Below are 23624 nucleotides of genomic sequence, written 5' to 3' on the forward strand. Positions count from 1 at the left end.
TGCTGCCGGAAGACGACCACACGCATCTCGTCGGGGCCGTACCCCGTCATGGGCGAGCCCGTGGAGTCCGGATTCGCCCGGATAGCGTTGGGCATCGTTGAATTTGCCGACCCTGTGACCAGCGGAAACGCCGAAACCGTAACAGGGACAGGCAGTTCGACGTACATGAGGTGAGGGCTGGCCCGCCTTCCCATACCTCGCTAGGAGATGCCCCTCCGTGAGCACCATGCAGAGTCATGCCGCCGACGGCACTCACATCGTTCTCCCCACCACCGACCAGGCCGGCGTGTGACAACCCTGCTCTCCGCCGTCATTCCGTCCCCGGTCGCGGACGCCGCGCACGACGCCGCGCACGAGACTGCGGCCCGGTTCCGGCACGGCGCCTACTCGGTGCCGTGCCCAACGTGCCACGTCCCGGCCGGCGTTCTCTGCCTCGCCCGCCGCAGCATCCACGCCGCCCGCCGGTCCCTATACCGGCAAGACCCGAAGCCCGCCGGCCTGGTACCGCTCCTCGTAGGGCGTGCTCGATGAGCTTCACGGCGGCCGAAGCCGCAGAGAAGGCTCTGAACTGGGCAGAGGCTGCCGAGGTCGCCTTGGGGCAGGTTGAGGAGTTCCGGATGATGGCGAGGCGTAGCGAGGGCGCACGAGCCAGCGCAGCGGCCCTCCAAGAGCGCGTAATGGCCGATGACTTCGAGCTGCACCGTGAGCGGGCTGTCGGCATGGCGAACATGTGGGCCCGTGTCGCGAGCGCGCTCCAGGCCACCGAGTCGGGAGGCCTCGCGTGAGTGCTCTTGCTGTCGAGACCTCGGCCGCGCCTGAGTGGTCCGACCGCCTGGTCGTCCGTGCCGCAGGCCGTCCCCTGCTGCACGTCGCGGGGGAGGGCGTCACGGTCCCCGCGATGCCCGTCTTCACCGTCCCTCTGGAGTGTGTCGCGGACCTTGAGCGGGCTCCGGGCGTACGTCCGTGGGATGGGCCGGTCGCGGAGTCGAGTATCTGCCCGGCCTGCCTGCGTTCCCTGCGCGGGGAGCCGGAGCCGGAGAAGCCCCGCATCATTCCCGCCAGCGTGGTCGAAGAGCTGCCGGTACCGGCGCCCGCTCCGGATCGTTCCGGCCGCCATCTGCAGGCCGTCCCGGACCCGGTGAAGTACGCCGAGGCGCTCCTGCCCGCCGAGCACGCGGGCCGCCCGATCGCTTGGTCCAGGTGGACCACGGCCCCCGCCATCACCCACCACGGCCCGTCGTGCGAATGGTGCGGCGACGCAGGCGCTGGCGAGAGGCCGGCGGCCGTCAGGGACACCCGGCGTCCACGACCGCCGCCTTCCGCCGGTTCATCGCCTACCGGTGCACAGCCTGCCAGGAGATGACCGCATACGAGCAGGTCGGGACGGACCTGCAGACCATCGCACACCACACGTCACGTGCCCCGAAGGACAGCAACCGATGACTGCGACCGTCACCGAAGCCCTCAGCCTCCCCGAACTGGAGCAGCGCCTGTCCTTGGTCGCCTGCGGTGAGAACACCCGGCTCGGGAAGACCCGGGCCTGCGACTCCTGCCGCGCAAGGGGCTACACCCTGCTCCGCATCACCTCCACCGGGGCCGCCGACGCCCTCGCGGCGACGATATGCGGCACCGGTGACTGTCGCGCCAAGACCTGCGATCCGTGCAAGCAGAAGGCCGTACGGATGATCCGCATCTACAACGAGGAGACCGAGTGAACACCGCCGTAGCCCCGTCGCGCACCGCGGTCGCGTTCGACCTTGAGGGTGGCCTCATCGACGTCTCGCGCATTCACCACCTGGCCGGCGACGCCTCCCGATTCCACGCCGCGATGCTCGGATGCCCGCGCAACGACGATGTTGTGGCCGCCGCCCGGAGCGCGCACAAGTGCGGGAAGACCGTCCTGGTCATGACTGGCGCCGACCGGCGTCTGCAGCAGCTCGTGGGCATATGGCTGGGACGCAACGGCGTGCGCGCGACCCTGGTCCTGATGCGGTCCCGCGCCGACTACCGGCCCAGTGCTGTGGCGAAGCGGGAGCAACTGTGCGCCGTCCAACGCCAGTTCGGCAGCCTCACCGTGTGGAGCGCCGACCCGAGCGTGGCCCGCCTGTCGGAGCAGGAGGGCATCGACGTCATGCCGCTTCCCGGCTACTGGGGAGAGACCCAGTGACCAGGCCCGGGAACGAGGAGCTCGCCCCGCCAGCCGTCCTGGCCAAGCTGCGCGGGGGCGAGCTGCCCGTGCTGCCTCTCGGGGGATGGGACACGCTGACGCTGCACTGCCAGGTCGACGCGATCGGTCCGTCAGACCGGCACCCGGACCTGGTGAAGATCGAGGTGTCGTTCCCTCCGAGCAAGGTGCCTGCCCCGCCGCGCACGCGGTGCCGCGGAAGCAAGATCGTCCCCGACGTCCGCCAGTGGAATTCGCACTACGGCGAGCCGAAGCCCGTGTAGTTGGAACCGACACCCGAAGGGGCCCCAGCAGGTCCTGGAGCCCCTTCGCGCTCGCGATGTCAGCGGTTGCGCCTGATGCACTTCTTCACGAGGAAGACCACCACGCCCAGCGCTATCGCGCCGCCACTGACCGGCCCGGCGACCGGCCCGTCGGCGAACCCCGACAAGTCGGCGGCCAGGCCGAGGGCGACCACCGAGATGGCCGCGGTCTCCGCGGACGGTGCCTCGATGGTGAGGCTCGGCCGCGGCTTCTTGGCGGCTGCGGTGTCGGCCGGACGTTGCTCCGGCCCCTGGAACGGCGCGGGGGCCGAAGTCATCGGAGTATTCGACGGGCGAGGCTGTCCGCCCGTATTGTTTGTGGAGTTCACGACTTCTCTTTCCAGTTCTGTGAATGGAAGCCGCTGAACCGCCTGAAAAGAAAGCGGCCTCCCGTGTGGTGCGGGAGGCCGCATCCAAGCTGCCTCCCTGGCGCGTCTCGCAGCCTTCATACGATCCGCGCCGTGACAGCAACCTGGTGGTGACAGGGCTCTGTTGGACTTGACTGGATGCCGAGTCCGTGAGCGTCTCGCCGTCACCGAGAGATTAAGCAGAGCCGGGCCGAAAGTCCTAAGACTGATCTCAAGAGATGAGATCGATCATGAAATTATTGCCCCTAATGCGCACTGCGTAAAATGGCAGTCACAATGAGTAGTGGGTTTCGTGAGTCCGGCGGTTCTTCGAAGCCTGGCCCTCGGTGTGCTCCCCGTGGCCAAATGCGGCCGCATGAGAGGGACTTGTCGTGGCCGTGTCGGTACAGCGTGCGAAGATCCCCGGTCATGGGAAGACGCATCTGGGGGAAGACGGCCGGCGCGCTGGTCCTGGCCGTGGCTGTGACCGCCGTGAGTGGCTGCAGTAGTTCGAGCGACGCGGACACCGCGAAGCCGGCCGCGAATACGAAGGCGGTGGACCTGGGAGAGGCCACCACCACGTTCCAAACCGCGGTGACGAGGTTCGATGAGGACGGCGGCTGTCTTGAGGAGACGCCCGGGACGTGCTGGGAACAGATGCAGGCGCTCATGGAGCCCGCGCGCACCCTGCGGAAGGCGATGAACTCGGAGAGGTCCGTCGGGGCAGACTTCTGGACAGACGCGTACGCGCTGATCAACAAGATGGAGGACGGGATCGCTGTGGGGGAGGACCAGGGCTGGAAGGATCAGGGCGTCGTCGGCACGAACCGGTCCGACGTCCTCGGTTCAGCCCACGACCTGTCGGACTGGCTCGACGAGAACCCGATCCAGTAACCAAGCGGCTTGTCGCTCCTTGAGAGCAGCGAGACCTGCACAGCCGGTACCTCAACGGCCAGATAATGCACCGGGGTTCCCGGAATCGCAGGTCAAGGCGACCACTGCATAAGCACGAGACGCTAACGGCCCAGGTCGCGCACTCTTCGGCGGCTGTCCCAACTGGGGCAGCGTTTCCCAGCACGAAGGAAGTGCGCACGCATGGCTGCAAGCCCTTGGACCCCGAAGCTCACCAACGTTTCCGGCGTCGACGGCGCGTCCGGCACCGGCAAGTTCGTTTCGGTGAACGGCGTCTGCACCTTCACCGCTCAGATCACGGCGAAGAAGGAGATGCAGGCAGCATCGAACGCGGGGTTCGGTCTCACCCTGCCGGTACCGGCCGCGTCTGGTATCCGGTACGTCTTCCCGGCCAGCCTGGACGGCCGGGACGCCGACAACGGTGTCTGGACGGGTGAGGCGCAGATTTACGCGGGATCGGACGGCTCAAAGATCGACCGCATCCGCGTCACCACGGCGGCGAACGGTGCGGCCATGGCGAACATCGGGCACCTCTACGGCGATGCAGAGGGGGCCGCGGAGGCGGAGATCATCACCGTCACCGGCTCGTACCCCACCGCCTGACGGTCACGGGCCAGGGCCCGCCTAAGCCGCTCGGGGCAGGCCAGAGATGGCCGCCCCGGGTGGCTTTTGCCGCCCCAGATTGTCTGATGCTGCTCCGTCAGGCCGTGGGTGCGGGTTTCGTGGCGTTCCGTTCGGCGGTGTTGTGTGGCAGTCCGGCGACCCCTCCGGCAGGTCGGGTCAGGACGTTCCTCGCGATATTTCACAGTAGCCGCAGACGGTGGCGTCGAGCAGACGGAGCTTCCCGCGGTCGAGGTGTGGACAGTCCCAGCTGCCGCCTTCGACTTCGAACTGCATGAGTCTGCAGTGGCCGCACTGGACATCGCTGTTGGGGTCGATCACTGTTCGGTTGGCCCCACTCCGGCTCAGCTTCGAAGGTGTCAGGTTCTGCGAGATGATGGGTTTCTCGGTACGGAGGCTCGGTTGATCATCTTTGATACGAACGCAGTGGACCTGCTGCCCCCCGAAGGGCCGCGGGCTGACATCATCCGGAAACTACGGCAGTCGAGACACCACAGGGTGGCTGTGCCTTGGATGGTCCTGGAGGAAATGGCCGCTCATCAAGCAAAGTTCTACCCAGACAGGTACCAGACGGTCGTAAACACTATTGCGAAGCTACGCGACATCCTTCCGTGGGACCTGGAGAGCTCGCTGGAGACGCTTGACCTGGAACGCTTCCTGGATCACTGGCGAACCATCTATAGCGAGATTTTCGAGGTGATCGAGACCAGCGGGGAGGTCGCCCGCAAGGCCCTCGCCCGGGAGGCTATGGCCATCCCGCCAGCCAAGCGCGCAAAAGATCACTCCGAAGGCGCCCGCGACGTGGCGATCTGGTTCTCCATCCTGGAGTTCCTTGAGCAAAACCCGGATGAGGAAGTCTGTTTCGTCACGGCCAACACCTCCGACTTCGGTGACGGGACCACCTACCCATATCCAATGAACGAGGACGTGCGTGGTCTGGAGAAGCGACTCACCCGTCTCACGGACTTCAACGAGGTCGTCTCCCGGTTCACCAAGGAGGTGTCGGGCAAGGACGCAGAGGATGCTGCACGGCAACTGCTGAAGTCAAAGGCTGTGCGCGAGCGGGTTGCCCAGACTGCTGTGGAGGCTCTCAGTTCGCCCGCCGGCTTCGCCGGCTTGGGCGCCGCTGACGAAGCGGTGGAATGGCGTGAATGGCTTGCCTCACCCGAGGCGGAGCTCGTCAGCGTCACGGACGTCACGGGGCACGAGATTGAGAGTGATGTCTGGTACACCGCCAACGCCCAATGGTTGCTGTATGGCCTAGCCCTCAACGGGGACGAAGCCGACGCTCATTACATCGCCTGTAGGTGGCAGATGAAGGTGCTCTTCTCGGCAACCGACGGGGATGAGACACCAACCGTTCTTGCGTCGGAGGATCCCTCGCCACCGGATACCGGTGACGAGCCGTGTATGAAGATTCTGCAAGACCTCAAGAAACGTGTCGCTGGCGTTGCTGTGGGCGCGAAACGGAATCTAGCCGCTGCACAGTCCTCAGGGGACCGTTTCATCGCCGAACAGCTGTCGCCCTCGTTGCATGCGCTCGACTTGACCACCAACCAGATCGCTCGGAAGCTGGCGGCTGACCAAGCCGCAATGCAGGCACTCGTGAACGGCCCGGCGCAGCAACTCGCTCGGAAGGTGGCTGCCGACCGAGCCGCAATGCAGGCACTCGTGAACGGCCCGGCGCAGCAACTCGCTCGGAAGCTGGCTGCCGACCGAGCGGCGATGGAAGCGCTGATTAACAACCCGCTCCAAAGACTTACTCGACAGATCGCTGATGCCATGCCGAAGCTCGACTTCGCCGTGCCCAAGCTCAACGTTGCCGTGCCTAACCTCAACATCGCGGTGCCGCGGCTGAACCTTGATGAAGACGTATCTACCGACGACATCGAGCAGTTGGAATCCTCAGGTGCCGTCGAGGAAGAGCCTGAAGATGAGGCAGATATCGATGGAGGCACTCAAGGGAGCTAGAAGGCCCTGACCTCGGTCGTTCATGAGTCCCCGTCAGGTTGCTGACGGGGACTTCGTGTATGCGTGGGGGGCGTTTCGAGACTCGGACAGGCTGAGGGCCCGGCTGTCGCGTCGGGGCGCCAACTTCCGCTTCGGCCCGCCGCCTGACGGGCCAGCCGCGAAGCCATCCCGACTGTGTTTGAGGCGACATGCCTACTCCAGCCAAGGCAACCGTGCCCATCCGCGCCGCCGGGTATCAAGGCGACCATCGCTCAGCCCGATCACCAGCGGGCCCACCGGAAACGGAGGGGTCAGGCGGGCGGATGTCCACTTGCCTTCGACCACAGCAGCGCGGTGGAACGGTGCGTCAGCAGAGTCATCGGAAAGCGCCCTAGTTGAGCAGTCCGCGGCGGCGCGGCGCGTTGATCGGGTCCGGCTCGTACACGGTAAGCAGGGCCGCGTCGGCACGGTCCGGGCTCTTCATGCCGCGTTGCTTCATCGCCTTCTTCGACTCGACGACGCTGTACCCGGCGCTGTTGGAGCCCAGGCGCGGGGTGGAAAGCTGGATGCCGGTCTGCCGGTCGACACGGAGGCGGAGTCGGCCGAGGCCGGTCGACGGGTCGGGCTGGAGCAGGCCGCGCGTGGCCAGCCACATCTCGTCACGCTTGCGGTACGGGCGCATCTGGGCGCCCGGGTCGTCCTGCTCGGGCGATTCAGACACCATGACGCCGACGATCTGCGCTTGGTGGCGGCCGGTGCCGGCCCAGCGCTTCAGCATGGACACCACGCCGTGGCCGATGCCGTTCTGGTCGACCTTGACGCGCACGGCGTGCGGGGAGCCGAGGGCGTCGGCGAGGAGCTGCGCCGCGGCGATCTCTTCGAGGACCTTTTCGGCGAGGAGGACCTGGTCGTCGTTGACGGGGCCGGACGAGGTGTGTCGGGTCTCGATGGCGTCGCCGACGATCCGGGAGATGACGAACTCGTCGCCTCCGTCTGCGGCAACGTCGACGCCGAGACGAACCCAGGAACCTGCCTTCACCGTGTGGGTGGCGGTCTCGTTCTCGATGCCGAGGTCGCACAGGCGGCGCCAGCCGGGCCCGTGCGGGTCGTCCCTGGTCTGGGCGGCCTCTACCCATGTGACGGGGAGGGTGAGCCCGCCCCCGCCCTTGGGGAACTTCGCGTGGACCTTCGCGATGACGTACGGGTGATCGGGCCCGTACTCGCGGATGGTGCGGTCCACCCATTCCTGGTCGGGCAGGTGGATCGCGAGAGAGTGCGCGGGCACGCCGTCCGGGCAGTCGTTGCAGAAGGGGACCCGCTCGCGTGTGATCGCCGGGGAGTCGAACGTCGCAATGGTGATGGTGATGGTCGTCGGCTCCTCGGGGTCGTCGCCTTCCTCGCAGAGGCCTTCGAACCAGCTCCTCGGGTCATCCATCGCGGGGTTGCCGATCGCCAACATCCTTGCGTCGCCCGTCAGGAGGTTGTTGGTCCCGTTGCCGATCATGCGGGCGATACCGCCGGCCTCGTCGACGACGATCAGCAATTTCGGGGTGCCGTGGATGCCCTGCATCGCGGCCTCGTCGTTGTCCGGCGCGGTGAAGCCATACGCCACCAGGACGTCATTGCCCCACTGATCAGGCATTTTCCATTGCGTTGTGTCGCAGTACCCGGGCAGGCCCGCGCGGGCGATCGTCTTTCGGATGTGCGGCCACAGCTGATTTCGGACCTGCCGGAAGCGGGTCGCGGTGGTGACGATGACCATCGTGCCGGGCGCGTTGACCGCTCCGGCCCAGGCGACGGCCCTTGCCGCCACCCACGTTTTCCCGACGCCGAATCCGGCGGGGACGGCGATGCGCTTGTGGAACGGGATGGCGTCGACGATCTCCCGCTGTTTGCCCCAGATCGATTCCCCGAGAACGTCCTCAATGAAGCCGCTGGGGGTGTCGTGCCACAGCCCGTATAGGGAGCCGGTGACCCGCTCGACTTCCCGCATGACGTACGGCCGCTCGCGGGCGCTGATGTCCTGCTTGAAGGCGCGGCGGCGGGCAGGGACGGGGGCGCGCAGCAGGATGTCGGCGACGTTGGAGGCGTCACGGGAGATGATTCCGGGCCGGCGTGCCCTCTGTAGCTCCTCGCGTGCGGGGGCGACGCGGGGGCTGGAGGTCGGGGACTGCGTGCGGCGCATGGGTGGAAGGTGCAGCCCGGGGGGATCTAGTGTCGCGGCCTGGCCGGAAGGTCCATGCCCAGACCGTCGGCCAGGCCGCGTGTTCCGGCATTGACCAGACGGTGCTCACCCGAGGAACACGGGGCTGAAGGGTCTGGGCCGGAAGTCATGCCGGGGTGATGCCTGGACCGGGGAGGTGGAACAGGGCCATCACCCCGGCCGGGGGAGGGCGTTGGCTGAGTGCAGTCCCCTGTGGGATCTCGGGGCCAGAGAGCCAGCCGCACCCTGTAGTACGTCGGGGGCCAGGTTCTGTTACAGGACGTCGCGAAGGAAGGACATCGGGGCGGGCGGCCTGACGAAGGCCGCGGGACTGGGCAGGTACGGCTCGCGGATGAGCCGCTTCATCAGACGGTCCAGGTGGTCGCGCGTGAGGACGGGCGGCGGGAACGCGAACACGTACGCGTCTTTGGCGGACCCGGATTCCATGAGCGGCCGGACTGACGTTCCTGCAGCCCGCCAGCGGTCGACAGCTTCCCGCGCCCGCTTCTCCAGGTCGGCGAACTCCTCGGCGGTGCAGGCGCCGGGCCCGAAGGCGTACACGGTGACGCCGTCGCCGTTGCTGCCCACGTCCCAGCCGAAACCGGACGCCCTCTGCGCGTTCTGCCTGGCCCGCGCGAAGAACTGGGCCAGCGCACGGACGTTGGAGCAGCCGTGACAGCCGCAGGGAGCAGCTGCGGCAGCCGCCGGCTGCTCGGTGGCCGGGGCGTTGAAGTTCGCGACGAGGTCCTGCTCCTCCTCGGCCCGGCAGATGGCCCGCCGGAGCAGTTCGACGTCGAGTTCCGTGGCCCGCTTCTGCTCGTCGGTGAGCTGGTACCAGTACGGGAGTTCCTTGCCCTCCCCCTCGGCGATGAGACGCTTCACCTCGTAGTAGTTGCGGGTGAGGTTCGGCGGGAGCATGGTGCGCATGGGCCTGGCTGACGTCGTCATGTTCGGGGGAACGCCGGACGGCCGGATTCTGTGACACCCCTGCCGCTGCTGTTGCTGCGTCTTGTCGGCGACGAGCTCTAGCTGTGATGTCTCACTAGGTTGGTGCCGCCGTGCCCAGCGAGGGTAACGAACCCGCACATCCTGTTCACACAGCCGTCGTCGCGAGCGCGGCGGCTGCCGCACGGGCGATATCGGGGTCGGCCCGAATCGCCTCGGCGACCTCGTCAGCGGTCAGACCAGCGCCCTGGGTGGGCACGGTGGGGCACACCCGGTCCTCCAACTCGCTCAGGAACTCCAGGACTGCGGCGTACTCGGCGACCTCCTCCACGTCTTGGTAGATGGCGAGGTCGGCGCACACCGACTGCAGGGCCGCCCGCAGGCTGATCAGTGCCGTCCCCAGTTGCCGAGGGCAGCGTGCCGTGGCCAGACCAGGGTGCTTCCGAGTTGGGGCGTATGCCTTGCCCAAAGTGTGGGCGACTGTCTGGAGGAGGACCGCAGCTTCGTGGAGAGTCTGGAGGGGGTGCCCCAGACTGCTCAGCGGGCGGTAGTCGCAGCCGTCCGCATCCTTGGAGAACTGCTGGTGGATACCCAGGGTCTTCAGCCCGTGGACCGTGGCCAGCATGTTCACGATGTGGCCCAAGGTGAAACCGGCCTGAGAGACGCTTTCAGCCATACGGTTTACGGTGCCGCGGCGCTCCTTCGCAGTGGTCTTCGCGGCCTCGGAGGTCAGGGCCTTGTGCTCGGCCCCGAGCTGCTCGAAGACGGTTACGAGCTGAGCCACCGCGTAGGGCAGACGGTCGTGGTCGGTTGCGGGGGTCTCGGTCATCGGCGCTCTCTCATCCGATGGCGCGGCGGGAGGTCGCGGCGCCGTATGCGACAACGCGCCAGTCGGTCGCGCCGTCGCATACAACGGGAATCTGTCCGCTTGGACACGGGCTTCCGGACTCAGCCCAACACCGTTGGCGCGGCACCAACCTCACGAGATGGCACATCTAGCAAGCCCAGGGACGCGCCGATGCCTGAGCGAAGCGAAGGCATCGGAACCTACTTAATGGTGGTACTTGATCTTGTTACTAAAGGGGCCCAGTCCTCCGGCAACCGGTTTTACGGCGACCCGGAAAACGGCGACCGGAAAACGGTCCCCGGTCTCTGGCCCCCGGCCACCGGGGGCCAGAGACCGGGGACCGAAAAATGGTCTCCGGCGTGACCAGCGCAAATGCAATAAGATGACCGGCCCCGATGGTGCTGGGGCCGGTCATGTTGGAACGGACGGTGGCTACAGGCCGTGCCGCCGACGGGCCGCAGCCCGCTGCTTGTAGATCAGGCCCCGTCCGACGCCGGCGTGCTTGGCGATCTCCTCGGGCGTCCAGTCGTAAGGCGCCTTCGACAGGGCGAACACTGCCTCCTGCATGATCCGCACGGCAATTTCCCGGCGGGCCCACGCGGCGTAGACGATCGGGGCGGTTTTGAGGAGCTGCTCCTCGGCGTTCTCGATCCGCTTGATGCCCGCGGCCTCGGCGGCCTGGGCGAGCTCCTCGCCCGAACCGGTCGGCAGTTCATGAACGTGCTTCTTGGAGCCGTACATCACTGTGGCGAGCGCCTGCCGAAAGCCCATGTTCCCCAGGCCAGCGGTCTTCGCGAGGCCGAGACGCTGCTCGTAGAACCAGAGGTGCGCAAGCGCGTGGTCCCGCTCGTCGAGGTGCAGTGCGACCTCGGCGTCGGCCTGCCCTACGATGGCGGCAGCCTTCACGACCAGGTCCTCGGGGCGGGCGTGGACTGAGTCCTCGGGACGTTCGAGGCTCAGGCCCTCAAGGACTCGCCGTTCAGAGGTCTCGCGGATCTGGGCGTAGTCCGGGGCCGGAATGCGGGGGCCATAGATCCTACCGGCCTTGGGCATTGTGGCTGTTCTCCGTCCAACTGTTGCGCGACTTGTGCGCCGTAGCGGCGGCTGGGGGAACCTCATGCCGCCGCATTGCGAGAACAGTACACCAAGGGAAATGTCCTTGTCAGGGATGCCTCGACGGCACTGGCACTGACCTGCAGCGGAGTACGGCGAACCCGATGCCGCCGAGAACGAGAACGCAGCCGTTTCCGTCATGCATGACCTTCTGCCCGGGAGCTGGGTTCCGGGGAGTGTCGGTCGTTGCGATCCGGCCGAAGCCGAGGTTCGGCCCCTGCGGGATCCAGGCGGTCCACGGCCGGAACGGGACCAGGCCCAGGTACCGCGGTTCGCGGAAACGGCGCTGCACCGTGATGCGGGTCATGAGCGGCGCTCCTTCTGCCAGGCGTCGAACGCAGCCTGCGAGCGCTTGTACGCGGGCCACTCGCTCCGCGGCACGAGGGAGAACGCCCCGACGACCACAGGGCCGAGGATGATTTCGATCCCGGCTCTCTTCGCGTTCTGCCCCTCGCCGTGCAGCGCGAAAGCGACGCCGAAGATCACGGATGGCGCCGCGGGAGTCACCGGCCACACCCCGGCGGTGAACCGGCCGAGGTCGACGAAGTGCGCCCGGCGGACGGACAGCAGCACATCCAGGGCGAGGAACACGGCGGCCGTCACCCACGAGTCGCCCCACCACAGCAGGGCCGCGAGCAGGCCGAGCGCGGTCCACTCACCCAGGAACCGGGCGGTCTTCCCAATCCGGACCCGGTCAGGGCGGTGGAACCACACGGTGCCGGGGAACACCGCGATAGCGTTCAGGTCGTCTTCGGACCAAGACCAATGCTCGTCGTACGTCGAGATCGGGGAAGCCCCATGCGGGCCGTCGTGCCGGGTAAGGCGCTGGCACTGGACGCCAACGGCCGAGCCGGACCAGGTGGTGCACTGTCGCCGCCGTCTCATCGGGTGGCCGCCACGGTCAGAGAGCGGACACCCTCCGGGGTGAGCCGGTACTCACGACCATCCGCGTACCTCACCAGGACCTCGCCCGGGAGCTCCGGCCGGCGAACCTTCCATCCGGCCGTGTAGGACTCCCGCGGGTTGTCCTCAAACCAGCCGTTGCAGACCGTGCACACGAGGAGCAGGTTGTGGGATTGGTTGATCCACTCCTCCCGGGCCCCGCCCATGCCGCGGTTCACGCGGTGATGGATTGTCAAGCCGTCCCGCGTCCCGCAGCGCGCACACGCGCCGCCGTCGCGGTCGTAGACGATCGCCTTCACCACGTCAGTGGGCCCGGTTCGCCGCCGTGCCTTCACAGCACTGGTCTCCTCGCCTGCCCCGGGCGCCGGACCGGTCGTTCACGGTCCTGGTGGGCGCGCCCGGGGCGAGGCCGGGAGAGTGGACGGCCGGCGCGGTTAACGTCGCGTGCCTTGTCGCCCCGGGCCTACCGTCGCGCGGCGTGCCCCAGGTGGTGGAGGACCTGGCCGACCGGTGCGTGTAGGAACTCGGAGAGGTGCCCGGCCTTTTCCCGGCTGATGACGGCCACGGGCAGTTCGGCGGGCAGAGCCTCCGGGGCGGCGCCGACGGGGAGTTCGGGCAGTCCGGTGGCGAAGAACCCGACGCCCGCATGCTCCATGCCCCTCACGCGGCTGATGAGCAACTCGGGCGCAGCTCCATCCCACGCGCCGATGGTGTGCATCGGCGACAGCGCGCGGTACGAGAAATGCATGCGGCTGGACAGGCTGTCGAGGTCGGTCCGCGCGACCAGGGGCCGGGTGTCGCGGATGCGGCCCGGTGACAGCGGCGCGGCAGGGCCGTCGGTGGCGTGGTCCACGAAGTCGGTCACGAAATCCCGCAGCGGGGACATGTCGCTGATGCTGCCGCCGTACAGCGGGGCGGCGACACCGCTGGGCCGTCGAGGGCGCTCGTCGACGCGGCGGACCAGACTCCGCACCCAGACGCGGATTCCGCTGTCGAGGGCGTGCGCGAAGACGAACTCACCGCCCTCGTCGACGGGGACTACGAGGACGTGCTGTTGGTTGGGCATCGAGGGGATCTCCTCATCGGCCGCGGGATGAGCGCGGCCGGGACCCGGGCGCGCGGTCAGCCCGGTCGGAACGGGCTGCATCCCCGCGTCGCGGGGCCCAGAGGGGGAGTCCGACGAGGTCTCCGCCAGCGAGCCTACCGAAGGCCGCGGGCGGCGCGCAGGTGCTGCGGCCCGAAGAACTGGAGCTCCCGGCCGGCCGCCGCAGTGTCGAGGCCACGGAGGACGTCGTAGGCGAACCCGCCGGGGGTGTCGGTCCACAGGGCGTACGTCGTCCCGGTGCGCAGGTACGACAGGACCATCAGGTCACAGACGGCGTCGTCGTCGAGGCGGGCGAGGAGCGCTCGACGCGTGGGGGCGGGGATCGCGGCCAGGTGCACGAGGTGGTCCAGGCGGACGAGCCAGTCGGGAACGGACGACGTCCGCGTGCACAAGCCGGAGTCGACGATGTTCCGGGCGCGAACAGCGAGCGATGCAATCCGGGTACGGGGCGGCGCGGCGGTCGTGACCATGGCCGCGGACCGTAGATACAGGCCCTGCTTACGTCGCGCGCTGCGCCTTCGGCGAAGTCATCGGCGCGGCCCTCCCCCTATGGACGCCATTCTGCCGGGCAGGTGAGGTGACGCGATACGGATCCGGGGCCCACGTCACCTCTCCTCCTGTCGGGTCAGGCCGCGCGGTGCTCTGCGAGCGCCTGCTCCAGGGCGTCGAGGATCGTCACGATGTCCTCGATCGTCACGTAGGAGATCGCGAACGATGTACGGCCGTCGGCGAGGACGTCGATGTAGTACTCGGCATACGTCGTCTCGTCCTCATAGCTGTACTGGCCGGGCTCGGCCTCAGCGAATCCGCCGGGGCCCTCATCGAACCAGTCGGCGCCCCACACTTCGAGCATCGCCTTGCCGACGACTTCCTTCGAGACGCCGTCGACCTCGATCGTGGCGCGCCCGTGGTCGTCGAGGCAGGCCTTGCCGGAGCCCTCGCCGGACTTCTCCCAGCGCAGGGTGGGGCCGAAGCACTGGCATCTGTCGGCGGGGGTCAGGGCGGGGAACGCAGCGGTGAACGCCTCCTGCGCGGCGAGCTGCTGGTTGTCCCAGGTCATGCGCCAGTTATCGAGTGCCTGCATCACGTGCGGTCGCACGCTGCTCCCTTCAGCCCGCACCGCGCGGCCACCAGGTGGCGACCGAGGGACACGGCGCGAGCAAAGGGCGCACCCTGCATGCCGCGGAAGCCTTGCGTCCGCTGCAGAGTGACCGGCCGGACCGGCTGCGATCCGGGCCCGCTCGGAAAACGGCTGCGCCCCGGCCGGGAAGTCGTCCGGCCGGGGCGCAGCGCACGGGATGGGTCAGGCGTCAGTGTCGCCGGTGTCGATCGAGCACTCGGGATCGAAGATGTTGCACGCCGTACCGGCCGGGCCCGGGGGCATGGTCGAGGTCGGCGTCGAGTCCGTCGGCGGGCTGGGCGACGGGTCGGCGGGCTCCGTGGCCGTGGGCGACGAGGCGGGCTTCGGGTCCGTCGAGGAGTCACGGCTCTCCGCGATGGCAACTCCCAGCGTCACGGCGGCCAGGACCACGAGGCAGACCAAGGAGGCGAGCATCATGCGGAGCAGGCGCAGGCACTTGGGGCACGGCGTCGCCTTGGAGCAAGGGGCGGGGTGAGACACGGGTGATCCTTCGGTACGGGTACTGGGCCCGCCGACCGTGTCCGAGTCGAGGACCTTGCGTCGCGTGCTCCGTAGGTCCCAGCCGGAGGGGTATACGTCGCAGCGGGAGCAGACGCTGCCGTCGCTCCACCCGCACGTGTGCTCCCTCACTTCGTGATCCGGACGGGCGGCGCGGCGGGGGCCTTCGGCGCGGGCGCGGCTGGAACCTTCGGGCCCGCAGGGACCTTGGCGGCCGGGGCCTTCGGCTTCTGCGCGACGCTCCCGGAGGTGTTGGTACCGGGTGCCGCCGCAGCGCCGGATCCGTACGGCAGGCACGTCACGGGATCTACGGTGGCCACGACCCCGGGGCAGCGGCGGGAACTGCTGCCGCTGTCCTCGGCAACATCGGCGGCCAGGAGCGCGAACACCACCACCAGGCCGAACACGAGGATGCCCGCCGTGAGGGCGATGATCAGGCGGGAGGTGCGGTCGTTCGGCAGAGACGGGAACTCGGTCTTCACGGCGGGGCCTTCCAGACGTATGGATGAGGCCGCGGATCGTGGAGGCCGGAGACGTCTTGCGTCGCGCGCTGCCTACGGGCGGGGGATGAGCGTGATCGAGGAGCCGCAGCCGGCCCGCCCGTGGCGTCCCGAGGACGGGCCGCCCCCGGAGGTGCGGACCTGGCCGAACGGCGACCGCCCGGCGCTGATGAGACTCGTTGATTTTGGCTCTGTCCGCAGTTCCGTGAAGTTTATGGCTGGGTGAGGATCCGGATGCGGAGGAGTTCGAATGAGGCTCGGCCGTACATAGCTCGCTTGAGTGTTTTCACCCTGTTTACGTGGCCTTCGACGACGCCAGAGCTCCAGGGCAGGGTCAGGCCTGCGGTCACCGCGTCGAGGTCCTGGCGAAGGAAGCCGGCGAAGCCCTTCATGGGCTTCGGGGCGTCCTGCTCGGCCTGTCGGATCCACTCCAGCAGCAGGTATCCACGCTGGTGGCGGACCATGTCGGCGAAGGCCCGAGCGAGATCACACGCCCGGGTGATGTCGGGGCAGGCGAGCCGGACTTGAAGGAGTCGCTCGTCCTGGCTTTCGGTGAGCGTTTCCCGGGGCCGCATGATCCACGAGGTGATCTTGCGGGGGCTGGGAATGTCGGCCCGGACCGGTTCGGCGGTGCCCGCGCGGAGGGCAGCGAGGTGTTTGCGGACGACTTGGCGGCTGCCGCGGTAGCCGCGGGCCTGGATCTCCAGGAACAGGCGTGTGCCACTGACCTGGCCCTGTGCTTCGGTGAAGCGGGTGTTGAGGTATGTCTTGAACGGCTCCAGGACTCCGTTGGGGCGGCGCTCGCGGGCTGAGGCCAGCAGCTCGTTGAGATCGGTGTCGCGGAAGCGGCGCACGGTCTTGCGGTCGAGGCCGAGGCGGCGGGCGATGGCGCTGATCGTCCAGCGTTTTTCCAGCAGGCGGTGGATGTCCTCGTAGCGGTGTCGGGTGCGTTCGATGATCTGGGTGCGGGGCAGTTCCGCGGGCGGTAACAGCATCGGGGGCAGCTCCGGCACCTCGGTCACCGTCTCCTCCTCGGCATGTTTGCGCAGGCAGTCGCGGTGCTGGTGGCAGGTCTTCTCCACCGCGGCGGACAGGTTCTGCAACAGGTGCCACCGATCGGCGACTTCCAGGGCGTGAGGGGCGGCCTCCCTGACTGCCTTGGTGTAGGCGGTGGCCCGGTCCCGGCAGATGATCTCCGCTCCGGGATGCCCGGTGAGCCAGTCCGCGAACTTCTCCGAGGTGCGGTCGGGCAGTACGTCCACGACCCGGCCGGCCTCGACATCGACCAGCACGGTGCCGTAGGTGCAGCCCTTGCGGAAGGCGAACTCGTCGACGCCCAGCACCCGCGGCGCACGGTCGGGCACTATCGGAGCCGTCAACAGCCTGAGCAGTCGGGTCCGGCCCGCGACCAGCCGCAGGCGGCGGCACAACCGCGCGGCCGGACGTCCGCCCAGTTCCACCGCGATCGACCGCAGCCAGCCTGTCAGTCCGGTGCTGGAGCGGCGGTGCCGCTCAGACAGGCCCGGTACCTGCTCGACGAACGTCTTGCGGGAACAATTCTTCCGATCACAGAAGTACCGGCGCACCCGCAGCCGGACCACGACCCGGCGAGGCCCCAACGGCCTTTCATTCAGGGCGCGTTGGTACGTGCTGTGTATGCGCCTCGCCTGTTTCCGGCAGTCCGGGCACCGTCCCGGGCGAGCGGTGGATACCGCCTCCACGACGAGGACGTCGGAGGAGTCGCTGACGCGCTCCACTCGCACATCGATCCCGGGAAACAGCACAGCCTCGACCGTCTTGCTTGCCATGCCGGGACATACTCTGCCGAAACGATCCGTCGCTCACTCCGCTGACCTGGGGATTCACGGAACTGCGGACAGAGCCTTGATTTTCCCCACCCGGTGCTCACGGGTTCCCCAGACTTGCTCTCCTTGTTTCCTCACCTGTGGGGCGCCAGCTTGCGGACCTATGCCGCACGGTTCTCACAACCGGGGTACCGCTAACGACCGTGTCATGAGCCCTCGCCCCGGGAATCGACTATGGAGGATGGTCTCTGCTGGTTCAACGAGCGTCAGGGTGCTGCAGACTCGCGGATCTCGGTGGTCACCTGCCGGGATCGACTGCCACGATGTGGCTGGCGAAGCCGCCCGCAATGGTGCGGCAGCCCGAGAGGCAAGGGAGTCGTCCATGCTGTTGCGGCCCGGAGTCACCTGCGAGACGGCGATCAGTTTCCTCGACGATCTGGTCCAGGGCGGGCTCAACGACGTCCGCAACTCCGTCCCGAAATTCGCCGAGCCGATGCTGGCGGGTGTGGAACCCTCGAAGCTGGGCGGGCCCGACCTGGTGGTGACGCTGCGGCAGTACACCCAGTGGACCGCGACGACCGCCCGGCAACTGGCGGATGTCTTCGCCGACCCAGCGGTGCCGGCGCGGCTGCGCGGCGAGCACTACAGCCACATCGTGCACAGCCCACTGACGCCCTACCGAACCGCGCTGCTGCTGTACTGGGAGTTGGACGAGCTGGCGACGTACTTCATGGAACTGCAGAACCAGATGCGGCAGACCGTGGAGGACTACCGCAGTTACCGGCAGCGTGTGCTGGTCGTGGACGCGAACACCCTGCTGCACTGTCAGCGCTTCGACAAGATCCCGTGGTCTCGGGTGTGCGGGAAGGGCACGGCAACGCTGGTGATCCCGCACGTGGTGGTGGAGGAGATCGATACCAAGTCCTACTCCGAGGGCAGCGAGAAGATCAAGAAGCGGGCACGCGGGGTCTACGAGCTGCTGGGCGACGTCCTCAAGGGCCAGTCCACCGACGGCTGCTTCGAACTGCACGACGGCACCGAGGTCCAGGTCCTACGCGACGAGCTTGGGCACCGCCGCCTGCCGAACAACGACGACGAAGCCGTGGCCCGCGCGGCCCACCTGCAGCAGGCCATCGCACCGCGCCAGGTCACCGTTATCACGCGCGACAACGGGATGCGCGGTAAGGCCATGACCTGGTGCCTGCCCTGGGACTTCCCACCGGACAAGTACCTGATCCCCGAGGACGGCTTCGGTGCGAAGCACCGCGAGGCGAACCTTGCGAGCATCAGCGTCGACGTCCCCGAGGACGGTGACGACACCTAGCCGCGGGCCACGTCGCGCCGCTCCGTCCCGGTCGGCGTGACTACAGAGTGCCACTTGCCGCATCTCCGCAGCCTCGGGAGTACCGGGCCGTCCAGGGTGGGGGAGCCCAGCGCGGAGCGCATCCGCAGGCGCCCGTGATCGCTCGGGACGGCCCGCGCACTGCACGGTCGGGCGGCCCCTGGCGATCGTTACCGGCAGCAATCGAGTGAACGAAGAGCAGCACTGGCCGATTGCACAGATCCTCACCAGCGGAGGGACGGCAAGCAGCTGTCAGCCGAGTCTCGCTGCAGACTGACCTCGCGAACGCTCTCGCCCGCAACACGCGCCTTGCGACCCGTGTCCGGACGCTTGAGCGGCGTCTGTCCGAAGCGCTGGGGCAGCAGGTCTGGGAGGAGTCCGGACTAGGAGCCGTTACCGACATCGACCAGCTCCAGCAACGCATCACCATGCTGGAACAGGAACTTCTTGACAGGAACCGCAAGCTCGAAGAACGAACTGAGGAGCTCGCCGCGTCCCGGGCAGCCAACAGGGATCTCACCAGGGCACTGAACTTGACCTCCGGCACGTCGAGTTGAGGCCACGCGAAGGGGGCCCGCATTCTGCGGGCCCCCTTCGGACACAGGGTCAGTCGTCCAGGAGGTGGCTCTTCAGTTCGGCGCCCTTCTCCCAGATCCACTTCCCGAATTTGGTCCCGAGGCCGAGCATCGTTCCCTTGGCCGCCCCGGAGAGAGCTTCCTTCGGAAGGCTCTCAGCCTTCGGCATGACGGTCGGCGGCCGAGAGACCGTCGGCGTCTGTCCGTCACGGTTCGGCGGCTCGTGCTCGCCATACTGCACAGGGTTCTGCTGGGACATGATGGTTGGATCTCTCTCGTCTGAAGTGAGCAGAAGAGGAGAACCCGCAGTTACAGCTCGTTGATGAGCGCAGCGTCCCGCATGCGCACGGGTTCCTCCAGACGCCCTGACGGGCTCGGGAAGGAACTTTTAGTTCTGCGAAACCAGAGCAGAGCAAAACAGCACCGCCGCTACATGCGAACCGGTGCTCTGAGCGCGCCTCATCATCAGCTGCCAGCCCCCAAGGCCGGAAACCAGAAGTCCCCCAGAAGACGGCGCAGCCGCTCCAGAAGCGCTCAGATTGCCCTGCAGCAGCGAGAGAAGAACGCGACACATGAGGGCGGGGCTTACGCCCGCCCACGATTGCCGCCTGGTCTGCTTCCTCTGCATGAACCCATCTTGACACGCTTCCTCGCTGCACGGCAGCTACTTCACACCTGCGAGCGATTCCGCAACACCTGTGGCAGTGGCTACAGTTCGGGCCACTATCGCTGACCTGCATCTCTTGAGACTTGTCACCTTGGAAACAGGGCGCATCCCCAGAGGAACCGCGAGAACTTCAACGACGACGTCAGTGTGTACGGCCGAGTACGCATCTCCAGTGGCGGTGCGGGCCTGCCGCGCCGAATCGGCAACCGGCACCAGGTGCACGGAGACCTGCCGGCCACCGGAGCCGTCAACGCCTGGGACATGGCGACGCGGCCATCGGGGAGACGCACGGCAAGTGCACGAGGCCGGGCCGCAGTACCCGTGAAACCGGCGACCTCGGCATCAGTGGTCTCACCGTGTCTCAGCTTCTTCCAGATCCGACCTGCCCGGTACACGGACCCGCTCCGCTTCACGTTCCCTGTGAAGTCCTGCTTGTTGAGATCTGGCGGTGCAGGCGATCGGCAGGGTCAATCCGTGTTCGGAGGCTCCGCCCTCGCCAGAAGGTCGAGGAGCTGCTTGGCAGCTGCTTTGATCTGGTCGTCGGGGAAGTCCTCAGCGGTCCGCTCCAAGGCATCAAAGAAGATGTCTGTTTGGACCGAGCGGGCCTCCTCCGACGAGCCGAAGACCGAGCGCTGAAGGATTTCGCCGATCACGGTCGAAACTTCGGATGGGCCACGAGTGCCGGTCAGCGCCTCTCGGAATACCTTCTCGACGATCTGCTCCTCGACCAAACGAGTCGCTTCGATCTGATCGTGCCCCTCGAACCGGCCAGCAACGGGTGAGATCGGATAGTCGGGCAGGTAGCCCAGTTCCCGAGCACGTGCGAGCCAGCGGCTGGCCGTGATCTCACTGACGTTCCACTGGTCCTTGATGACCTGCCGCGGTGCCCGATCGGTCAGTTCGGCATCGATGCAGAACCAGGCGACTTGCAGGAAGTGCTCGGCCGGCCAGGAGCGCCCCCCCTTGACCGACTGGATGCGGGCCTGGAGGTGGAGGTCGGCAACCTTGTCGCCCCACTTCTCTCTCAGCGCGCTCTTGACCCTCCCGAGGATGGTCCCTGTCGGTGCGCGTCGAACCGTGTCCCGGGTGATCGCCTCAGGGGTGTCGGCGTCCCGCGGCGCGATCGTCAGGCTGGTGATGGCGGGCCTCCCGTGCACCATCCGCCCCTGGACGTGGTAGATCCAGGGGCCAGGGACGTCGGAGTAGGTGACTTCGACGAGTTCCTCGCCGCTGGCGAAGCCGTATACCCATCCAGAGGTCCCGTGCCCGACGAACGACAGGGCCGCGGTGGGCTCCTCCTCAGCCAAAGTGATAACCCCCCCTCCATGTTGTCGGCTCCGAAGCCTAGTGTTCGGCGGTCCGAGGCGGAAGGCTGAGACAGCAAGGACGCCTCCCGGGTCAGTGCCGGGAGGTGTCGAGGTCGCCTTGAGAGAGGGCAACAACGTGAGCGTAGGCGAGGGCGGGCCGGGGGAGGAGGGCTTGTCACTACGTTGGGTGGTCATCCTGCTGGTGAGCGGGATCGCCGGCGTGGTGGTGGGCGGGAAGGAAGGTCTGGGCACCGGTGTGACGGTGGCGATTGCGCTGGCCGGTCTCCTGCATATCGTCGTCCGCCGGTAGCTCGTCCCTGGCTCGGGCCGGTGGGTGTTCAGATGTGCGTCGGGCGGGCTCTCCTTCGGGTGGGCCAGTCCGGTCGCCCGCCTCTATCGGATCAGCTTCAACACGCTACTCCAGGACGCCGAGCGCCGTGTCGGGATTGCAGTGAGCGCAGGCTGCAACGTCCTCGTGCAGCGCGCGCCGGGCCTGCTCTTCCGTGATCGCCTGTACCCGTACGCCCTTCGCTGCCCAGCAGTCGCCGCGGTGTACGCACGCGGCTGGCCGGCCGGTCCCGATGCCCCGCTGAAGCAGCCACTCCGGCGGGGGCGGCCTGCGCTCTTCACGCCGACGTCGTTCCGCGTTCCGGTGCTCCTCGTCCGCGATCCAGCGGTCGAGCTGGGCGAGGCTCGCGCGAGTCTGCTGCAGGAGGACGCGGCGCGCGAACTGCAGCAGCTCCAGACGGGACGGATGTTCGGTCACGTGTTCGAGTCTATGACGGTTCCGGCAGGTCAGTGCCGCGGGGTCGAATCGCGGCAGGGTCCCACCGGTACAGTCGCTCGAACCCCACCTCCGCCTCCCATTCGGGCTCCCAGAACGACACGTCGACCCGCACGACGGCCTGCCCCTGAGGTCCGGGGAATCGAGCCCGCATCCGGCCCACGTGCCACCGACCCCCGGCGTGCACCTCGACGTCGCGGTGCGGATGGAAGACCTCGGGCTCGCCGCTGAAGCAGTCGGTCATCTCGCCGACCGCGATCGCATACGCGTCACCCTCGCAAGGCTCCGCCTCTGCCGCCGCGCGCACGCTGCGTCCCGTGTACGCCAGGCCCATCCGGCGTGGATTCCACAGGACCCACACCATGCGGATGGTCGGCATGGGCCAGTCGACGATCACGAGAATCGCGCGACCGCCGTCCGGTAGGTCTCGATGCTCCAAGACCTGGGTCACCTGTCGGCGGTCGTTCCATTGGAGCGTGAGCCGCAGGCCCGTCCGGTCGAACTCGATCCCCTGCCCCCGTGGAACCCTTGTCGGGATCGGCAGCGGGGCCGCTTCAGCATTCTTCTCGCTCACTTGTTCGAAAATAGCGGTTCCTGGCGGCGATGGCGACTGTGACTCGCCGATCTCCTCCCCCGTTCAAGGTGGCCGTGGCCGTCCAAGTGGAGGGGTGACGCCGCGGATCGTGAGGGCGGGACCGTGCTGCGTCACGTCCGGCGGAACCGGCGCGGCCGTACAGGCGGGCCCCGGGCGGCCACCCTTTGATCGCGCGCGGCGCAGTGCGCCAACGAAGTGAGGCCGGGGCAGGCCCGCGAGCGCCACGGCCAGGTGCCGGTCGCAACGCGGCGGGGTCCGCAGCATGGTTGGCGCGGTGCTCACGTTGGCGTAGCTCCATCGAAAGTCGAGGGGTGGCTCCGCGTAGCGATATGTCGACTGCGAACTCGGCGGATTCGGCTACGCGGTACGTGATGTGCATCACAATTGGCCATGCCGGCGGGCAACTTACCCGCAGGAGGTGTTTCCGCAGGTCAAGCACGGAAATCGTCGAATCTTGATAATGGAAAATTCATCCCTCTGGAGAGGTCGCTCAGGAGACCCGTTCCCGCAGTTCAGCCACGAGACTTGTCGTCGCCTGATCGACGGCAGACGACGTCACGGCAAACGCGGCCAGCGCGTGCACCTCGCTGGCACGCAACCGCCATGACCTGCTGTTCACTAGCTTCACGACGGGAAGTGACCGTCGGCATTGAGAGGGGCCGCCCCCCTGCCAGGGGGCGGCCCCGAGTGACTCCGTGCATCGCCCGAGCCTTCGAACAACCACATGGAGGTAAACCAATAGTGACAGCACCACTGGAGATCACCGGGCCAGAGGATCGGGACCTGTTCCGCTTCCGTAAGCCCTCGAAGACCGCGCTCGCCCTCTTTGGACTCGCTGCCGTCGAGTCGGCGCACCTGGCCGGAGTCGCCCCCGAAGGCCCCGTCACGGGTGCCGTGGTCCTCGCGGCTGCGGGCGTCCTTCTCCTGAAGGGATGTGTCTACCGCCGATGACGCAAGGAGGGGACACCCACCCGGGC

The 23624-nt window shown here is 67.6% G+C and carries 29 protein-coding genes; 11 read left to right on the forward strand and 18 right to left on the reverse strand.

The features are described from left to right. Positions 1 to 527 precede the first annotated feature (527 nt). The 5 genes from ACFWXQ_RS34850 to ACFWXQ_RS34870 all read left to right on the forward strand — a co-directional run bounded on the left by ACFWXQ_RS34850 (position 528) and on the right by ACFWXQ_RS34870 (position 2448). Complete coding sequence (locus tag ACFWXQ_RS34850; protein WP_383944971.1) at positions 528 to 785, forward strand: hypothetical protein; 258 nt, start codon at positions 528 to 530, stop codon at positions 783 to 785. Further along, complete coding sequence (locus tag ACFWXQ_RS34855; RefSeq protein WP_383944974.1) at positions 782 to 1363, forward strand: hypothetical protein; 582 nt, start codon at positions 782 to 784, stop codon at positions 1361 to 1363. The genes ACFWXQ_RS34850 and ACFWXQ_RS34855 overlap by 4 nt, the downstream gene beginning before the upstream one ends. Before the next feature lie 76 nt (positions 1364 to 1439). Then, on the forward strand, positions 1440 to 1715 hold the full coding sequence (locus tag ACFWXQ_RS34860) for a hypothetical protein (RefSeq protein ID WP_383944978.1): 276 nt from the start codon (positions 1440 to 1442) through the stop codon (positions 1713 to 1715). After that, complete coding sequence (locus ACFWXQ_RS34865; protein WP_383944981.1) at positions 1712 to 2167, forward strand: hypothetical protein; 456 nt, start codon at positions 1712 to 1714, stop codon at positions 2165 to 2167. The genes ACFWXQ_RS34860 and ACFWXQ_RS34865 overlap by 4 nt, the downstream gene beginning before the upstream one ends. Next, positions 2164 to 2448: a hypothetical protein gene (locus ACFWXQ_RS34870; RefSeq protein WP_383944983.1), complete on the forward strand. Its 285-nt coding sequence runs from the start codon at positions 2164 to 2166 to the stop codon at positions 2446 to 2448. Before ACFWXQ_RS34865 ends, ACFWXQ_RS34870 begins: the two co-directional genes overlap by 4 nt. Before the next feature lie 59 nt (positions 2449 to 2507). Here the strand turns inward: ACFWXQ_RS34870 and ACFWXQ_RS34875 are convergent, their stop codons facing one another. After that, positions 2508 to 2765, reverse strand: coding sequence for a hypothetical protein (locus tag ACFWXQ_RS34875; protein ID WP_383944986.1), 258 nt, complete (start codon positions 2763 to 2765; stop codon positions 2508 to 2510). A 498-nt stretch (positions 2766 to 3263) separates the two neighbouring features. On the opposite strand from ACFWXQ_RS34875, the gene ACFWXQ_RS34880 reads away from it, so the two are divergent. The 3 genes from ACFWXQ_RS34880 to ACFWXQ_RS34890 all read left to right on the forward strand — a co-directional run bounded on the left by ACFWXQ_RS34880 (position 3264) and on the right by ACFWXQ_RS34890 (position 6338). Then, positions 3264 to 3728, forward strand: coding sequence for a hypothetical protein (locus tag ACFWXQ_RS34880; RefSeq protein WP_383944989.1), 465 nt, complete (start codon positions 3264 to 3266; stop codon positions 3726 to 3728). Between the two features lie 201 nt (positions 3729 to 3929). Next, positions 3930 to 4349 carry a hypothetical protein gene (locus tag ACFWXQ_RS34885; RefSeq protein ID WP_383944992.1) on the forward strand — a complete coding sequence of 140 codons (420 nt, stop codon included), beginning with the start codon at positions 3930 to 3932 and terminating at the stop codon, positions 4347 to 4349. Positions 4350 to 4769: 420 nt separating this feature from the next. Beyond that, complete coding sequence (locus ACFWXQ_RS34890; RefSeq protein ID WP_383944995.1) at positions 4770 to 6338, forward strand: PIN domain-containing protein; 1569 nt, start codon at positions 4770 to 4772, stop codon at positions 6336 to 6338. Between the two features lie 370 nt (positions 6339 to 6708). On the opposite strand, the gene ACFWXQ_RS34895 is transcribed toward ACFWXQ_RS34890, so the two are convergent. The 13 genes from ACFWXQ_RS34895 to ACFWXQ_RS34955 form a co-directional block, all read right to left on the reverse strand. After that, complete coding sequence (locus ACFWXQ_RS34895; protein WP_383944998.1) at positions 6709 to 8502, reverse strand: hypothetical protein; 1794 nt, start codon at positions 8500 to 8502, stop codon at positions 6709 to 6711. Positions 8503 to 8793: 291 nt separating this feature from the next. Further along, positions 8794 to 9447, reverse strand: coding sequence for a hypothetical protein (locus ACFWXQ_RS34900; protein WP_383945001.1), 654 nt, complete (start codon positions 9445 to 9447; stop codon positions 8794 to 8796). A 166-nt stretch (positions 9448 to 9613) separates the two neighbouring features. Further along, the gene (locus tag ACFWXQ_RS34905) at positions 9614 to 10294 is read right to left on the reverse strand and encodes a hypothetical protein (RefSeq protein WP_383945004.1); all 681 of its coding nucleotides are present in this window, start codon (positions 10292 to 10294) and stop codon (positions 9614 to 9616) included. A gap of 450 nt (positions 10295 to 10744) precedes the next feature. Next, positions 10745 to 11365: a hypothetical protein gene (locus ACFWXQ_RS34910; protein ID WP_383953044.1), complete on the reverse strand. Its 621-nt coding sequence runs from the start codon at positions 11363 to 11365 to the stop codon at positions 10745 to 10747. Positions 11366 to 11474: 109 nt separating this feature from the next. Further along, entirely contained in the window at positions 11475 to 11732 is a 258-nt protein-coding gene (locus ACFWXQ_RS34915) for a hypothetical protein (protein WP_383953042.1), read from the reverse strand. After that, complete coding sequence (locus ACFWXQ_RS34920; protein ID WP_383953040.1) at positions 11729 to 12154, reverse strand: hypothetical protein; 426 nt, start codon at positions 12152 to 12154, stop codon at positions 11729 to 11731. The genes ACFWXQ_RS34915 and ACFWXQ_RS34920 overlap by 4 nt, the downstream gene beginning before the upstream one ends. A gap of 152 nt (positions 12155 to 12306) precedes the next feature. Continuing rightward, positions 12307 to 12663, reverse strand: a complete 357-nt coding sequence (locus tag ACFWXQ_RS34925; RefSeq protein ID WP_383953038.1) for an HNH endonuclease — start codon at positions 12661 to 12663, stop codon at positions 12307 to 12309. Positions 12664 to 12791: 128 nt separating this feature from the next. Beyond that, entirely contained in the window at positions 12792 to 13394 is a 603-nt protein-coding gene (locus ACFWXQ_RS34930; protein ID WP_383953035.1) for a hypothetical protein, read from the reverse strand. A gap of 134 nt (positions 13395 to 13528) precedes the next feature. Further along, positions 13529 to 13903: a hypothetical protein gene (locus ACFWXQ_RS34935; protein ID WP_383953033.1), complete on the reverse strand. Its 375-nt coding sequence runs from the start codon at positions 13901 to 13903 to the stop codon at positions 13529 to 13531. 155 nt (positions 13904 to 14058) lie between these two features. Beyond that, complete coding sequence (locus ACFWXQ_RS34940; protein WP_383953031.1) at positions 14059 to 14532, reverse strand: hypothetical protein; 474 nt, start codon at positions 14530 to 14532, stop codon at positions 14059 to 14061. 204 nt (positions 14533 to 14736) lie between these two features. Next, complete coding sequence (locus ACFWXQ_RS34945) at positions 14737 to 15054, reverse strand: hypothetical protein (RefSeq protein WP_383953030.1); 318 nt, start codon at positions 15052 to 15054, stop codon at positions 14737 to 14739. Between the two features lie 146 nt (positions 15055 to 15200). Next, positions 15201 to 15554, reverse strand: coding sequence for a hypothetical protein (locus ACFWXQ_RS34950; protein WP_383953028.1), 354 nt, complete (start codon positions 15552 to 15554; stop codon positions 15201 to 15203). A gap of 230 nt (positions 15555 to 15784) precedes the next feature. Further along, positions 15785 to 17380, reverse strand: a complete 1596-nt coding sequence (locus ACFWXQ_RS34955) for an ISL3 family transposase (RefSeq protein WP_383953026.1) — start codon at positions 17378 to 17380, stop codon at positions 15785 to 15787. A 379-nt stretch (positions 17381 to 17759) separates the two neighbouring features. On the opposite strand from ACFWXQ_RS34955, the gene ACFWXQ_RS34960 reads away from it, so the two are divergent. After that, positions 17760 to 18701 (forward strand): PIN domain-containing protein, encoded by a 942-nt coding sequence (locus ACFWXQ_RS34960; protein WP_383953024.1) that lies wholly within the window; start codon positions 17760 to 17762, stop codon positions 18699 to 18701. Positions 18702 to 19325: 624 nt separating this feature from the next. On the opposite strand, the gene ACFWXQ_RS34965 is transcribed toward ACFWXQ_RS34960, so the two are convergent. Beyond that, a complete protein-coding gene (locus ACFWXQ_RS34965; RefSeq protein WP_384084087.1) occupies positions 19326 to 19553 on the reverse strand; it encodes a hypothetical protein in 228 nt (75 codons plus the stop codon). 875 nt (positions 19554 to 20428) lie between these two features. Further along, on the reverse strand, positions 20429 to 21268 hold the full coding sequence (locus ACFWXQ_RS34970) for a hypothetical protein (protein WP_383953022.1): 840 nt from the start codon (positions 21266 to 21268) through the stop codon (positions 20429 to 20431). 187 nt (positions 21269 to 21455) lie between these two features. On the opposite strand from ACFWXQ_RS34970, the gene ACFWXQ_RS34975 reads away from it, so the two are divergent. Then, positions 21456 to 21578 (forward strand): hypothetical protein, encoded by a 123-nt coding sequence (locus ACFWXQ_RS34975; RefSeq protein ID WP_383953019.1) that lies wholly within the window; start codon positions 21456 to 21458, stop codon positions 21576 to 21578. Positions 21579 to 21683: 105 nt separating this feature from the next. Here the strand turns inward: ACFWXQ_RS34975 and ACFWXQ_RS34980 are convergent, their stop codons facing one another. Further along, positions 21684 to 22034, reverse strand: a complete 351-nt coding sequence (locus ACFWXQ_RS34980; RefSeq protein WP_383953018.1) for a DUF6233 domain-containing protein — start codon at positions 22032 to 22034, stop codon at positions 21684 to 21686. 10 nt (positions 22035 to 22044) lie between these two features. Then, positions 22045 to 22626, reverse strand: a complete 582-nt coding sequence (locus tag ACFWXQ_RS34985; protein WP_383953016.1) for a hypothetical protein — start codon at positions 22624 to 22626, stop codon at positions 22045 to 22047. 762 nt (positions 22627 to 23388) lie between these two features. On the opposite strand from ACFWXQ_RS34985, the gene ACFWXQ_RS34990 reads away from it, so the two are divergent. After that, the gene (locus ACFWXQ_RS34990) at positions 23389 to 23598 is read left to right on the forward strand and encodes a hypothetical protein (protein WP_383953014.1); all 210 of its coding nucleotides are present in this window, start codon (positions 23389 to 23391) and stop codon (positions 23596 to 23598) included. Positions 23599 to 23624 lie beyond the last annotated feature (26 nt).

This window comes from Streptomyces sp. NPDC058697, from assembly GCF_042715345.1.
GTDB lineage: Bacteria > Actinomycetota > Actinomycetes > Streptomycetales > Streptomycetaceae > Streptomyces > Streptomyces liliifuscus.